Origin of the sequence: Halalkalibacter alkalisediminis, assembly GCF_028610705.1 — a bacterium.
GTDB classification, from domain to species: domain Bacteria; phylum Bacillota; class Bacilli; order Bacillales; family Bacillaceae_D; genus Halalkalibacter; species Halalkalibacter alkalisediminis.
In genome coordinates this window covers 95917-111427 of sequence record NZ_JAQQWT010000001.1, presented here as the reverse complement: position 1 = coordinate 111427, position 15511 = coordinate 95917, and the positions used below count along the sequence as shown (strand labels likewise).

Genomic DNA, 15511 nt, shown 5'->3' with positions numbered 1-15511 from the left:
TTTTACACCTCCCTTATTTTTGTATACTCAATTAGTGTTCATCCTTCTGGATTAAGGTTATGTTGCATAAACTCTTGCACCTCTGCAACTTGCTTAGCAGTAGCTTGACTTGTTTTATACCAACCTTTTTCACTCATTACTTCAAATAGTTTATATTGATTATGACTTGCATTATCAAAACACTGTTGATAAATTTTACGAAGTTCTTTATGACTCGATTCTAAGAGTGTATGACTAATACTTTGGCATCTACCTTTTTCGAGTTGTAAACATAGTTGTAACATCTCTCGGTCGGTCAAACCTCGGCCTTCTATATTATTTGGCATTCTTATGTCCCTCCATTATTGAATAATTCCAGATCGGTTAAAGTATTGCGAAAGGTCTGCAATTTTTAATTGGTGCTTTTCAGCAAGCTGTTCAAGTAAATTTCTTAGTTCTTGATCCTCACATTGAGAAGCGCACCAATTCATTGTTTTTGCTGTAATTTCTTCTGCTCTAATCTCATCTTCAATAAAGGACAACTCTTTTGTTGTAAGTTTACTCATTTAGCCCACCTCCTAATGTTTAACTTATTCTCTTATAGTATTGATTACATTGCAGATATTATTATTCAATATATATAAATCTTATTGATTTTTCATAAGCAGTATTTAATATGGTATCCTTATTGTGTATCTCGTTGCTTTATTGTTCATTTTTATTAGAAAGGAATCTTTTATGTTAGATAAACTTAAACAACACTTTGGTGATAAAGTAGTTCTGTGGAGTGATCAATTGGCTCATGATGATTATTGCTGGTATAAAACACCGGACAATCTCACTATTGGTTTTCCTGTTGATCAATTAACAACTAACGAGCAATCATTGTTAACGATCTTTTTAACACCCATTAACATAACAAAAAATTATCAGAGTAAATCAAATGAAGAGAGATTTTGGGCAACGCTATTATTTGATTCAGAGAGCAGCATAAATACGGCTGAAAAAGAAAATTCCACTTTTCGTTTTATTCATATGAATATCAAAGGAGAGATTCCCGATCATAGTACGTTATCTGAAGCAATAGCTAGTTTATTCTCGACGAAAACCGCCATACTTTGGGAAACGGAAAGACAAGGTGTCATAGTTGATTTGCAACCAGATATAACGGATTCTATAGAAAACCTTTATGATTCCATTAAAGATACAATTACAAGTGATTTCTACATTGACATATCCCTATACATAGGCCTGAGAAAATTTACATTTTCCGAAGCGAAAACACACTTCCTTTGGGAAAAAATGTGTTTTTCAACAGTCAGTCAATTAATAAGAAAGAGCATTTATAATGGTGAAGCAGTAATCCCTTACCTACTATTACATGAGGCAAGTCCTTCAACTTTACATCAGATTTCCGAGCAATTATTATCTAATGTCCTAAAAGAAAAAGAGCTTATTAAAAGTATAAAAATGTATTTAGATTGCAATATGAATATCTCTTTAGCTGCAAAGAAACTCTATCTTCACCGCAATACCATGCAATACCGTGTTGAGAAATTCGTTGAAAAAACAGGGATAGACATCAGGCATTTCAGTCATGCAGTTTCTATTTATCTGGCTTTACTAATAAATGATTCTAGCAAATAATGCATGGTGCACAAAAACCATGCATTCTTTTTTATGCACTTTTACAATATGAGAAAACGCTTTCTTAAGGTAGACTAATAACATACTTAAGAAAAGAAAAGGGGCGAGTTGTTATGGGAGAAATTCGTTTAGAAAATGTATACAAAATTTATGATGGTGATGTAACAGCAGTTACTGACTTCAATTTAAAAATAGAAGATAAAGAATTCATCGTTTTTGTTGGTCCTTCTGGATGCGGGAAGTCCACAACATTACGTATGATCGCAGGACTTGAAGAGATTTCAAAAGGAGACCTCTACATTGGTGACCGCCGTGTGAATGACGTTGCTCCAAAAGACCGTGATATCGCAATGGTTTTCCAAAACTATGCACTTTATCCACATATGAATGTATATGATAATATGGCATTTGGTCTTAAACTACGTAAGTTTAAAAAAGAGGAAATTGATAGACGTGTAAAAGAAGCTGCGAAAATTCTAGGTTTAACTGAAATGCTAGATCGTAAGCCAAAAGCGATGTCGGGTGGACAACGTCAACGTGTTGCATTAGGACGTGCTATCGTTCGTGATCCACAAGTTTTCTTAATGGATGAGCCATTATCTAACCTTGATGCTAAACTTCGTGTTCAAATGCGTGCAGAGATAGGAAAATTACATCAGCGCCTTCAAACAACAACCATTTACGTAACACATGACCAAACTGAAGCAATGACAATGGCTACTCGTATCGTTATCATGAAAGATGGGTTCATCCAACAAGTAGGAACTCCTAAAGAAGTTTATGATAACCCTGATAATGTCTTTGTTGGTGGTTTCATCGGTTCACCTGCTATGAACTTCTTAAATGGGAAATTAGGAGATGGTGTCTTCACACTTGGAGACGTTAAAATTAAAATTCCAGAAGGGAAAATGAAGCTTTTAAAAGAAAGAGGCTATGCAGGTAAAGAAGTCATTTTAGGTGTTCGTCCTGAGGACATTCATGATGAACTATTATTCTTAGAAGCTTCTCCGGAAACTCAAATTGAAGCAACTATTGAAGTAGCTGAATTATTAGGTGCTGAATCTTACCTTTACTCGAAAGTGGCAGGTCAAGATTTCATCGCTCGCGTAGATGCTCGTTCAGACGTGAAAAATGGTGAAAAAGTCCAATTAGCATTTGATATGAATAAAGTACATTTCTTTGATACTGAAACAGAAAAAAGAATTTACTAATATACAAAAGGTACCTCAATCATATGATTGAGGTGCTTTTTTCATTATTAAAAAAACAGGTAAAAACAATTGATTTGTTTTTACCTGGCTCATTATTAATTGGCCTTTACTTTCTTTTCACAAAATGATTTCCTAATACACCTATTTCTTTTATTTCACATTCAATTACGGCACCATCCCCAACTAATTCTGCTCCAACTGGACTGCCTGTTAAAATGACATCTCCTGGCTTTAAGGTCATCACACGTGAAAGATAGGAAATCATCTTTTGGATTGAAACAATCATTAGATGAGTCGGACTATTTTGCTTCTCATTCCCGTTTACTTTTGCTTCAACAAAGACGTTTAATGGGTCAAGCTCCGTTTCAATACAAGGACCTAGTGGTGTAAAAGTATCAAATGATTTTCCAATCATCCAATGTCCATCCTCATGAAAGAATTGAGGTGCTGTAACATCGTTTGCGATCGTATAGCCAAACACATAATCAAAAACGTCTGGTTCCTCTACATCTTTTGCTTCTTTTCCAATGACGACCGCTAATTCAGACTCAAACTTAACTTGTTCGATTGCTTCTGGAATAACAATCTCTTCATCAGGACCAATCACAGATGATGTTGGCTTAAAGAAAAAGACAGGAAGCTCTGGAGATTTCTCTGGAAGTTCTTCCACACTCGTTACAAAGTTCGCACCAATTCCGATTACTTGATTAGGTTCAAGAGGCGCTAGGATTTGAACATCATGGTAGGAGAATAGTCTTCCTGTATAATCCCATTCTCCAAAGATATCACCACTCACCACTTGAATCTCCTCACTTGAAAGAACTCCAGTAAATACTTCTGATTCAACTGTAAATCGAACAAATTTCATAGTATCAATTTCCTCTCAATATTTTTCTGTCCATTGCTATAGCCAACTCTTATTATGCGTTTTGAGCAATTTTGGCTTTTGCTTCCTGACGACGTCGATGTAAGATTGGCTCCGTGTATCCGCTTGGTTGTTTACAACCTTCAAAAACTAGTTCGCATGCGGCTTGGAACGCAACAGACTGTTCAAAATCTTGAGACATTGGACGGTATTCGGGGTCATTTATATTTTGTTCATCAACAACTTTTGCCATCCGCTTTAATGTTTCATTCACTTGTTCTTTTGTACAAATTCCATGACGCAGCCAATTCGCAATATGTTGACTTGAGATTCGTAATGTAGCTCGGTCTTCCATTAAACCAATATTGTTAATATCGGGTACTTTTGAACAACCAACACCTTGCTCTACCCAACGAACCACATAGCCTAGGATTCCTTGAGCATTGTTGTCAAGCTCTTGTTGAATCTCTTCTGAACTCCAGTTTGTATTAGAAGCTAAAGGCAATGTTAATATATCGTCTAATAGTTCAATAGACTGTTTAGCTAATACATCTTGCACTTGCCAAACATCCGTTTGATGATAATGTAGCGCATGTAACGTTGCGGCCGTTGGCGAAGGAACCCAAGCGGTATTAGCTCCAGCTTTAAGTTGACTACCCTTTTGATTTAACATCTCTGCCATCAAATCTGGCATTGCCCACATTCCTTTCCCAATTTGAGCACGCCCTTGCAATCCACTAGCTAATCCCACTTTCACGTTAGACTTCTCATAAGCAACTAACCAATCGGCAGACTTCATTTCACTTTTTCGGATAACTGGACCTGCTTCCATCGATGTATGAATTTCGTCACCAGTCCGGTCCAAAAATCCAGTATTAATAAATACTACTCTATCTTTTACTTCACGGATACAAGCCTTTAAGTTTATGCTTGTTCTGCGTTCCTCATCCATCACACCAATTTTAAGTGTATTTCTCGTTAGACCAAGCATATCTTCGACTCGATTGAAAAGAAGATTAGCAAAGGCCACTTCTTTAGACCCATGCATCTTTGGCTTAACAATGTAAATAGAATCTTTTGTTGAATTCTTTTGGCAATTTCGCAAAAGGTCTTGTTTAGCAAGTAAACTCGTAACAACACTATCTAATATCCCTTCAGGTACTTCCTGACCAGATGCATCTAATACCGCGTTAGTCGTCATAAGATGGCCGACATTACGCACAAACATAAGGGAACGTCCTGATAATGTTATTTCTTCTCCTTCAAGTGACGTGTAAATCCGTTCTGGATTCAATGTTCGTGTTATCGATTTATTTCCTTTTTGGAATGTCGCAGATAATGTCCCATCCATTAGACCTAACCAGTTGCGATAAACCAACACTTTATCTTCAGCATCAACTGCAGCAACAGAGTCTTCACAGTCCATGATCGTTGTTAAAGCCGATTCCATTAAAATATCTTTCACACCGGCAACATCTGTTTTACCAATCGAATGATTACGATCAATCTGAATTTCAAAATGAAGACCATTGTTTCTGAATAAGATAACGGATGGATCTTCAGGTAACCCCCGATACCCAAGAAGCTTTTCTGGTGACTTAAGCTCTGTCGTTTCTCCAGTACTTAAAGTAATCGTCAACTTTCCATTTATAATTGCGTACTGTACAGCGTCAGCATGAGATTGGACAACTAATGGTGCGGCTTGATCTAGAAAATCTTTTGCAAAAGCAATGACTTTTTCACCACGAAGCGGGTTATAAGTTTTTTGACGCTCAGCTCCCTGTTCTTCACTAATAGCATCCGTTCCGTAAAGAGCATCATATAAGCTTCCCCAACGAGCATTAGCAGCGTTGATTGCATACCGAGCGTTATTAACTGGTACCACTAATTGTGGTCCAGCGTGCATCGAAATCTCATCATCTACTCCCTCCGTATTAACTTGATAATCTTCAACTTCTTGCTCTAAATAACCAATCTCCTTTAAAAAAGCCTTGTACGTAGGAAAATCAAAAGTCTCACTATTAGCTCTATGCCAAGCATCTATCTTCTGTTGTAGTTCCTCTCTTATTTCTAATAATGCTTTATTCTGAGGTGAGAGATCGTTAATTAACGTTTCTAAATCTCCCCAAAATGATTCACTAGCCACCTCACTCTTTGGTAGCGCTTCTTCATTAATAAATTGAAATAATGCGTGTGCCACTTGAAGGTTCCTAATTTTTACATACTTTGACAATTCGATTTCCCCCTTTTAGATACAAAACTTAATTAAATAATTACCTAGTTTCTTATCAGGAAACACCGTTTCCTTATTTAAATAAAGAGTAACATGAAGGCCTTTTCATTTCAATCATTTTTCTGAAATTTCCTTCAGTTTGTTTTCTATCTCTACTTTCTTTTTTCAATGAAAACAAGCTAGGATCTACTCTAGCTCGTTTAATAAAATCCAAGACGACGCGAAATTTTACTACCTACTTCAATAAGAATTGAACTTAGTCTCTCAATGCGTTCTTTCGTTAACCTAGTTGAAGGTCCAGAAATACTAACCGCTGCTACAATTTTTCCACGATTATCAAAAATAGGTGTCGCCATGCAAGAAATCCCAGCCTCATTCTCTTCAACTTCAACTCCAAAGCCTTTCCGTTTTATTTTTTGTAATTCAAGTAAGAACTGGTCTCGATCCGTTATCGTTTTTTCAGTATGTCTTGGCAACCCATATTTATCAATGATGGCTGAGACCTCATGTTCTGGTAAATGAGCAAGTATGACCTTTCCAACACTGGTGCAATGCATTGGAGCCCTCCTACCTACTTTAGAATGCGTCCGTAATGTTTCACTACCTTCTAACTTCTCAATATAAATCACTTCACCTTGGTCATAAACAACCAAATGGATCACTTCATTCGTCAGCGATTCCAATTCTTCAAGAAACGGTTTTGCTTCCGTTCTCAGATCAATTGATTCAAGTAATATCGAACTAAGTTCTAAATATTTATAACCAAGACGATACTTTTTCGTGTTTGGATCTTGTTCAATATATCCATGGCTCACAAGTGTACTTAGTAACTTGAAAATAGAACTTTTATTTAGATCTAGATGTGTAGCTAGCTCCGTTACTCCGCGTCCTTCTTTATTCTGACTTACTAAATGAATAAGCTGTAAAGCTCTATCTACAGATTTAACCATATAATAATCCTCCATAAAAATGACATCAACTACATTCATCATAACACCAGGCAACAAAAAATGCAGAAAAGAGTGTTAGATTATTTAAAATGAGAGAAATCAAAAATCATTAAAGGACATAACCTTATAGGGTTATGTCCTAGGATTACTATTAAATGTTCTCACTCGCACTTTATTTATATTTAAGGTGGTTAAGCCCACCACATATCAGAAGGTTTCTCTTCTATTAAGATCGAATTCAGGTTCTTTACGGCTCTAGTAAACCCTTCTTCAATTGACATGATTGGATCTTCATGTTCAATACTAACGACATAATCATACCCAAACGTACGCAGGGCACTGATCATATCTGACCACTCTTGAATGCTGTGACCACATCCAACTGAACGGAATGTCCAAGCTCTCGTTTGTACTTCTCCATAAGGCTGCATATCAATTAATCCATACATGTTAACATTGTCTTGGTCAATATACGTATCCTTCGCATGAAAATGATGAATCGCATTCGCTTTTCCTAAGATTTTAATCGCAGCTACAGGATCAATGCCTTGCCACCATAAGTGACTTGGATCAAGATTTGCACCAATGGCGTCACATGTTTCTTCTCTTAATTTTAGAAGGGTATAAGGTGTATGAACTAAGAATCCGCCATGAAGCTCTAAGCCAATTTTCACATTATGATCTTTGGCAAACTGGCCCCACTCCTGCCAATATGGAATTAACTTTTCTTCCCACTGCCATTTTAAAACGTCACCATATTCGTTCGGCCATGGTGTAACAGGCCAGTTCGGATATTTTGCCCCTTCATGATCACCAGCTGTCCCTGAAAAACAATTTACAACAGGTACTCTCATAAGACTTGCTAGTCTAATGGTCTTAACTAAAGCCTCATGTGAGTCTTTGGCAAATGAGGAATCTGGAGATATCGGGTTACCATGACAGCTGAATGCACTAATCTCTAGTCCTCGAGACGATACCTTTTCTAAGTATTCCTTACGTAACTCTTCACTTTCAAGAAGAGCATCTATGTCACAATGAGCGTTCCCAGGATAGCCACCTGTTCCGATTTCAACGGCCTTAACACCAGCAGCTTTAACATAATCTAGCATCTCATCAAACTTTTTTTCTGAAAACAATACAGTAAAGACGCCTAACTTCATTGTCATCCTCCTCTATGCTAACTTAATACTCTTGCCTGTCTCACTACTTAAGTAAATCGCATCTATAATTTTCGAGACTTGTAAAGCCTCTTCAGGTTTAACGACAAGCTCCTCTTTTCCTAAACACGTCTCAATAAAATTTCTAACTTGATCAAGCCCCGGATTTTCCTCACCTGGTATCCAGTTTGCCTGACTGTTCATGAGCATGCCATGTTTGGCTTGATTAAGTTCAAATGGAAACAAATCAACGCCTCCTGTTAGCCCAGAAATACTAACTCTCTCCACATCCTCTTTAATATTCGCTGCCCAAGACGTTTCAAACAGCATAGATGCTCCATTTTCGAATGTAATATAGGCTGTAACATGATCATCTACTTCAAATGTTTCATGGTTAAACGTTCCCCATTGATTCACTTGATTTGGCATCTTACTTAAGTGGTTATACGCCTTCCCCATAACTTCAACAGGTTTCGGATTTCCTAGTAACCAAAGAGACAAATCTAAGAAGTGACAACCCCAGTCAATAAGACTTCCTCCTCCTTGGAGTTCTTTATTCGTGAAAACGCCCCACCCCGGTACTTTTCTTCTTCTTAATGCCTGTGCTCTAGCTACAATCGGGTCCCCAATTTCATTTGCTAAAATCGCCTTTTTGGCTGCACGAGAATCTTTCATAAAACGATAATGATAGCCAATCGCCAATACATTACTTGATTGTTCAGCTGCCTCTATCATTGCTTCACACTCTTCTGTGTTTAAAGCCATTGGTTTCTCACAAAAAACATGGACACCCGCCTTTAAAGCTGCTATGGTAATTTCCGCATGGAACTTGTTTGGGGTACAAATGGTAACCGCATCAACTTCACTTAATAATTCCTTGTATTCGGTAAACACTTTGTTTATCCCAAATTTTCGAGCAACTGTATGCGCTGTTTCCATATTCACGTCACAAACTGCTTCGAGAGCGACAGAATCGGTTAATTGAAGGTACGCTGGAATGTGGCGATCCTGAGCAATTCCTCCAGCACCAATGATTCCCATTTTAATTTTACTCATGTGATTCTCCTTTTAAAAACTAACTATTTGTTTCGTTTCGTTAGATTGAAGAGCAGATAAAACAACTTGTAGAGATTTCATCCCTTCTTCCCCTGAAACAGCTGGTTCCACATCTTGAATAATTGCGTTAACAAATTGATCAATGACTTGTGTGTTTGTTTGACCACCAGAATCATTTGTTTGAATACCACCAAGCTCATATTTAACGACTTCTCCACTCTTATATTGAACAACAAGAGAATTAATTGGATCATCTTCTAAACGAAGAATCGCATTTTCACCGTAGATAATCGTTGAATTATCTTCTTTTGAAACATAAGACCAGCTAGCCGCCAATGTTCCAACAATCCCACTTTCTGTTTTTAATACACATACAGCCGTGTCATCCACATCTGCATTAGCCTTTGCACTCGTTTCAATAAACGCACCAACTTCAACAAATTCTTCACCTAAGATGAATCTTAACAAATCTGTTTTATGCACACCTAGGTCTCCCATAGCACCTATGAAAGCTTGTTCTTTTTTAAAGAACCAACTTTCGGCTCCGTCCGCACTCCAACCTTCAGGACCACCATGGCCAAACGCAGTACGGAAGCTGTATATTTTTCCAACTTCTCCGTTTTCAATTAATTGTCGAGCTTTTTGATGTGATGGCACAAAACGTTGATTATGGGCAATCATGATCTTTTTGTTGTTTTCTTGTGCTGCCTTAATCATGTTCTCTGCATCCAAGCGTGATGTTGCCATTGGCTTTTCACAAAGAACATGTTTGCCCGCTTGTAAAGCTGCAATTGAAATTGGTGCATGTAAATAGTTTGGTGTACAAACACTTACTGCATCAATCGAAGGACTTGCAAGTAACTCTTGATAACTTGTATAAGCTGTTGCTTGATACTGGTCTGCAAATTCCTTTACCCTTTCTTCAACAATATCGCAAACAGCCACAATTTCTACATCTTTATTATTTGCATACTCAGGTAAGTGACGGTGCTTAGCAATGCTCCCACAACCGATAACAGCTACTTTTAATTTATTCATGTTTAAATTCCCCCTAGTTATTAGTTTCTAATTAGATCTCTCATGTGTTTACTAAAAATAAGGCTATTACTCCTACTTAGCCTTAATCTCCTCAAGCGGCTTAGCATTACCATAAACAGGATAAGAACGATTAACCGGCTTTGCCCAATGAACTGCGTTTTTGATTACGTGTTGAATTTCTTTATTATGATACGTTGGGTACGTCTCATGCCCAGGACGAAAGTAAAAGATCTTTCCATTTCCTCGTTGGTACGTACAACCACTTCTGAACACTTCTCCTCCCTCAAACCAACTCATCATGATTAGTTCATCAGGTGCTGGAATATCAAAGTGCTCTCCATACATTTCTTCTTTTTCAAGCTCGATGTATTCACCAATTCCATCTACAATTGGATGACTTGGGTCTATGATCCAAATGCGTTCCTTATCATCTGCTTCGCGCCATTTTAAATCACAACTTGTTCCCATTAACGTTTTGAAAATTTTAGAAAAGTGACCTGAATGAAGAACAATTAACCCCATTCCTTCTAATACTCTTTTCTTCACTTTTTCAACAATGGCATCATCTACTTCATCGTGAGCAAGATGGCCCCACCATATTAGAACATCGGTATTAGTTAGAACTTCTGCCGTTAGTCCATGTTCAAGCTCATCTAGTGTTGCTGTTTTTACCTCAATCTGATCTTCTTTTAAGAAATTAGCAATAGCACCGTGTATTCCCTCTGGATAAATATCTCGTACGACCGGATTCTTTTGCTCATGGCGGTTTTCATTCCATACTGTTACGTTTAACATGTTTATTCCTCCTATATTTTAATCTTCATCTACTTTCTGGAATCGATCTCACACATGTGGGATCGTTCTCAGATTTCCAACTATGGGATCGTTCTCATAAATATGAAATCGTTCCCATAGATAGGTGCATTAAACCGATTCTCTACTAATTACTTGTATCGGTAATTCAATCACGTGTTTCTCGTGGATAATAGCTTGATTATTTAACATAGCAAGCATGAGCTCCATCGTTTTTTGACCCATCTCTTTAGTAGGTTGCCTAATTGTTGTCAATGTGGGTTCCATTAATTCCGCAATCGGTTGATCATCGAAACCAATTACTGCAATGTCTTCTGGAATGTTAACACCTAAATTTTTTGCTTCTTTAATAATTCCAGCTGCAATTTCATCACTACCTGTAAAGATGGCTGTAGGTCGGTCTTCCATTGCTCTGATTTCTCTTAAAACTCTTTTACCACATTCAATACTAAAAGGATCACGAAAGATCCAATCTTCTCTTACCTCAAGATCAAATTCCTTGACAGCCTTCCTAAATCCTTTTTCGCGATCAATTCCAAGTTCGCTTGTCGTTCCACCACAATAAGCAATCTTCTGATGGCCTTTCTCAATTAAATGACGAGTACCTAAATAACTTCCTTTAACCTGATTAAGCCTTACAACCGGAAAAGTAGCCTCCGATCTATATTCATTACAAAGGATAATTGGCCCACACTCTTTAAAGGAAGAAATCGTATCCCAATCGTTTTCAATTGAAGTGAAAATGAGACCATCTACTTGCTTTGTTTGTAGCAAATTTAAAAAACTAAGCTCTTTTTCTTTGTCTTGATGCGTTTGACAGATTAATAATTGAAAACCATGATCTACCGCTACCATTTCTAACCCCTCTATTAAAAAAGGAAAAAACGGATTCGTTAGACGAGGAACGAGTACAGCAATCGTATCTGTCTTTTGCGTTCTCAATCTTTGTGCCGATGAATTAGGATAATACTCTAATTCTCTCATAGCATCATAGACCAACTTTTTCTTTTCCTCTGTTACATAAGGATGACGGTTAATGACCCTTGAAACCGTTGACCTTGATAATCCAGCCTTCTTAGCCACATCTTCTATCGTTGCCATAGCTCCTCCTTTATCAAGGATGCACCACAATTGACAGCGCTTTCTGAAACAGAAAGCTTTTGCCCTTTTAGGATAATCTAAAACTCGTATAATAACAATAGTAAAAATGATTTTTTATTAAAAAATTCCATCCTCACAAACAAACTAGTGGCTTTGTAAGGATGATCTATATTCCTTAGGTGTTTGACCTTCTCGTTTCTTAAATACCTTTATAAAGTATTTATCGTTATGATATCCAACGGTTTCGGCAATTTCGTAGATCTTTAAAAAAGGATTTCCTAATAATTCCTTCGCTTTTTCTATCCTGATTTTCGTCACGTAATCGGTAATAGTTTCGTGATACTCTTGTTTAAATTTCCTCGAAATATACTCTCTACTCAGAAAAAAACGATCGGCTATTTCTTGCAACTTAATGTCTTTTTGATAATTTTGTCTAACGTATTCCTCAATCATCTGAACAGTGTTTTTCTCTGTTAAAAACTTACAATCATACACCAGTTTCATAAGTTCATAAAATTCTTTCTTCTTCTCTTCTTTGAAAAGAGAAAAAGAAAACTGACCGTTATGATCCCAATAGTGATTTCCCCTATAAACGGAATCAATAAGATTAATTTCATACTCTTTTAACCAATGGTCTTTTAAAATAGCAAATTGTGCTTCCCATATTTCTAACTGTCCAAAAGTAAAGTGACCTATGTTCTCGATCCTGCCAAAAATGTCATCTAAAATGCGTTCTAGTTGTTCAATACTTCCACTTTGAATAGACCATTTAACTTCTTCTGAGTAATCAAAAAGGTATACTAGATCAAGATGATCACCCTCGTTAGCTTGTACGGTTAAATGGCGTAAATCCAACGTCGCTAATGCGTTATTAGCGAATTCATAAGCATCCTTTAGCTGATCACTAGAACGTCCTACAACAACTGCACACGTTCTGTTGGTTTTATCTTTAACGTTTTGAACAACTAGATCGATCACTTTCCTTACATCATGACTCTCCCAAAACAACACAACCATTTCTTCATCCTTGTTCATGTTTTGAAAGGCTACCCCCTGGTGATTTCCTTTTGACAAGAAATCATTGCACGTCTCAATCACTGTCTCAAGTGCCTGCTCTGCATTACCTTCAAATGCTGCCTGCACGATCCCAGCCATAGGAAATAAGGCAATTATATAAGGCTTACAGGCTTGAACATTCAATTGTGAAGTGACACGATCCGGTAGGCTCGATTGGGTCAAACTATTCGTAAGGAGATGATCTAAAACAGCTCGGGTATTTTCTAATGTAGATAGTCTTGCGCTATTTTGTTGTCTCCATTCGACGACAGCACGTGAAAGTGTTTCGTTTAACTCAGTTGGATTTATAGGCTTTAAGATATAATCAAAACTCCCATACATAATCGCGTTCTTTGTGTACTTAAAATCATCATAACCACTTACAACTATGACTTTGGGGGATAGGTTACTTTCATAAATCCACCTTAGTAGATCGATGCCATCGCACCTTGGCATACTCATATCCGTAAAAATAATTTCAGGTTGATGCTCTGAAATTAAATTCATCGCCTCGTCCCCATCTGCTGCTTCTAGTACTGTCTTAATCCCTAATGCATCCCAATCCGCTAACAATAGAAGGCCTTCACGGACATGTTTTTCATCATCAACGATTATCGCCTTCATGTAATAACCCCATTTCTATCGGTAATCTGATTGTAATTAAGAATCCTCCTGAATCACGACTTCTTAGTTTGAACGAAACCTCTTCTGAATAATAGAGTTTTAGGCGCTCGTAAACATTTTTTAGTCCGATACTGTCTCCACCTAAGCTCTGATTCTTTTCTTCATATAAGTGTTGTCTTATCTCTTTGAGTCGTTGTTCCGATACACCTATTCCATTATCACTTATTGAGATAAACAAATATTGATCTTTCTTCTTACATTTTACAGTCAATTTCCCAATATGATTTCTCACTTCAAAACCATGTTTAAAATAATTTTCAATAATAGGCTGTAGAATCATCTTAGGTACTTTAACATGGGTAGCCAATTCATCTATGTCTAAATGATACTCTAAATCATCACCAAACCTTTGTTTCTGTAATAACATGTATGCTTTTGTGTAATTTATCTCTTTTTCTAATGGGACTATATCATGCTCCATATTCATGCTATACCTCATGATTTGAGAGAGATCGGTTAGAGATGTATAAACTTCTGGCACCTTATTTTTTAGTGCCATTGTCCCGATAGATTGCAAAGTATTATATAAGAAGTGAGGGTTGATTTGCGAATGAAGCACTTTTAGTTGATTTGTTTTATTTTCGAGTTCCAATTTATATTCCCTATTAATCAGTTGATTAATTTTTTCAATCATCGTCTTAAATCGATCTCCTAGCACTCCGATCTCATCTGTACCAAGAGTTTGAAACTGCACTTGCATATTCCCTTTTTCTACTTGTTTTATATTTTGTAATAAGACTCTGATGGGGGAAGTTATTTTAAATGATACTAGTAAAGTCGCTAATATAACTAGTGACAAACCAATTACACCAAAAAATATATTAATGATTGCCACACTATATGCACTCTCATAAAGTGTCATATTAGGAATTCTCTTAACTAAGATCCAACTGCCAGTTGCATCCGAGGTTGTTTCATAGATCATCACACCGTCAAAGTTCTCATCCTTCCATGCTACTGTACCATTTGATTCTGAGGCAGTTAATAACGTTTCCTTCCATTCTAGTTGTTCATTTACATTCGAATTTGCTTCAGAACTATAAATTAAATGTCCCTCTTGAGTTAGAATGTAAAATTCTTCAGCCTCTTCATGATATAGATATTTACTTAGTTCATTTATTTTATCCGGTCGGATCTCTAAAGACACATAGGCCAGAACATGGATTGCAGGAACATCTCTAAATGCTCGGTGAATCGTGAAACGATCCTGTGCATTTAGAGGTTCAATATATAGGTTCGCAGGATTTTCCCTTGCTTTTTTATAATAATCAATATCTTTTGCTTTTACTAACCTGGAATAGGCAATAGCAGATCTCCTTGAAACCGTTAGCAAATCTTCATGTTTGACGATTGCCATCGTGACTTTATTCACACTCTCATCACTATATAAGAGCGATTGAAGAACATTATGTGCGACACCTCTTGACACATAATCACCTATTTCATTTTTTCTTAAATAGTTCATAAAATCAGGATTATTATAAAAAGCGAAAGTGAAGTTATTGAGTTCCTTTAAATAACTCTCAATATTCACTTTCCCTTGGTAAAGCAGGTTAATGTTTTCTTGTATGGACTGATCCTTCAAGGACTCTTTTGTATATAAATACGTAACAATGATCGAACTACCAAAAGGGATAATCGTTATTAGTAGAAGTAGAACAATTAATTTATTTCTTATGCTAGTTTTTAACAACGAAGTACCTCCCTCATCATGCCATGTA

14 protein-coding genes are annotated in these 15511 nt (G+C 36.8%); 2 read left to right on the top strand and 12 right to left on the bottom strand.

The window, feature by feature from the left end; translation table 11 throughout:
- Positions 1-38: 38 nt before the first annotated feature.
- Together PQ474_RS00510 and PQ474_RS00505 are read right to left on the bottom strand one after the other, a co-directional pair.
- A complete protein-coding gene (locus PQ474_RS00510; protein ID WP_273839570.1) occupies positions 39-326 on the bottom strand; it encodes a spore coat protein in 288 nt (95 codons plus the stop codon).
- Between the two features lie 15 nt (positions 327-341).
- Positions 342-545: a hypothetical protein gene (locus PQ474_RS00505; protein WP_273839568.1), complete on the bottom strand. Its 204-nt coding sequence runs from the start codon at positions 543-545 to the stop codon at positions 342-344.
- A gap of 172 nt (positions 546-717) precedes the next feature.
- On the opposite strand from PQ474_RS00505, the gene PQ474_RS00500 reads away from it, so the two are divergent.
- Positions 718-1626, top strand: coding sequence for a PucR family transcriptional regulator (locus PQ474_RS00500; RefSeq protein ID WP_273839565.1), 909 nt, complete (start codon positions 718-720; stop codon positions 1624-1626).
- Positions 1627-1739: 113 nt separating this feature from the next.
- Positions 1740-2837: an ABC transporter ATP-binding protein gene (locus PQ474_RS00495; protein ID WP_273839564.1), complete on the top strand. Its 1098-nt coding sequence runs from the start codon at positions 1740-1742 to the stop codon at positions 2835-2837.
- A 106-nt stretch (positions 2838-2943) separates the two neighbouring features.
- Here the strand turns inward: PQ474_RS00495 and PQ474_RS00490 are convergent, their stop codons facing one another.
- The 10 genes from PQ474_RS00490 to PQ474_RS00445 all read right to left on the bottom strand — a co-directional run bounded on the left by PQ474_RS00490 (position 2944) and on the right by PQ474_RS00445 (position 15483).
- Positions 2944-3705: a fumarylacetoacetate hydrolase family protein gene (locus PQ474_RS00490; protein WP_273839562.1), complete on the bottom strand. Its 762-nt coding sequence runs from the start codon at positions 3703-3705 to the stop codon at positions 2944-2946.
- 52 nt (positions 3706-3757) lie between these two features.
- Positions 3758-5935: a malate synthase G gene (locus PQ474_RS00485; protein ID WP_273839560.1), complete on the bottom strand. Its 2178-nt coding sequence runs from the start codon at positions 5933-5935 to the stop codon at positions 3758-3760.
- A gap of 200 nt (positions 5936-6135) precedes the next feature.
- Complete coding sequence (locus PQ474_RS00480; RefSeq protein ID WP_273840269.1) at positions 6136-6900, bottom strand: IclR family transcriptional regulator; 765 nt, start codon at positions 6898-6900, stop codon at positions 6136-6138.
- A 176-nt stretch (positions 6901-7076) separates the two neighbouring features.
- A complete protein-coding gene (locus PQ474_RS00475; RefSeq protein WP_273839557.1) occupies positions 7077-8045 on the bottom strand; it encodes a sugar phosphate isomerase/epimerase family protein in 969 nt (322 codons plus the stop codon).
- Positions 8046-8057: 12 nt separating this feature from the next.
- The gene (locus tag PQ474_RS00470) at positions 8058-9098 is read right to left on the bottom strand and encodes a Gfo/Idh/MocA family protein (RefSeq protein WP_273839555.1); all 1041 of its coding nucleotides are present in this window, start codon (positions 9096-9098) and stop codon (positions 8058-8060) included.
- Between the two features lie 12 nt (positions 9099-9110).
- A complete protein-coding gene (locus tag PQ474_RS00465) occupies positions 9111-10136 on the bottom strand; it encodes a Gfo/Idh/MocA family protein (RefSeq protein WP_273839554.1) in 1026 nt (341 codons plus the stop codon).
- Between the two features lie 72 nt (positions 10137-10208).
- Entirely contained in the window at positions 10209-10931 is a 723-nt protein-coding gene (locus PQ474_RS00460; RefSeq protein ID WP_273839552.1) for a ThuA domain-containing protein, read from the bottom strand.
- Between the two features lie 129 nt (positions 10932-11060).
- Positions 11061-12050: a LacI family DNA-binding transcriptional regulator gene (locus PQ474_RS00455; protein ID WP_273839550.1), complete on the bottom strand. Its 990-nt coding sequence runs from the start codon at positions 12048-12050 to the stop codon at positions 11061-11063.
- 144 nt (positions 12051-12194) lie between these two features.
- A complete protein-coding gene (locus PQ474_RS00450) occupies positions 12195-13730 on the bottom strand; it encodes a response regulator transcription factor (RefSeq protein ID WP_273839547.1) in 1536 nt (511 codons plus the stop codon).
- Positions 13711-15483, bottom strand: coding sequence for a sensor histidine kinase (locus PQ474_RS00445; protein ID WP_273839546.1), 1773 nt, complete (start codon positions 15481-15483; stop codon positions 13711-13713). Before PQ474_RS00445 ends, PQ474_RS00450 begins: the two co-directional genes overlap by 20 nt.
- Positions 15484-15511 lie beyond the last annotated feature (28 nt).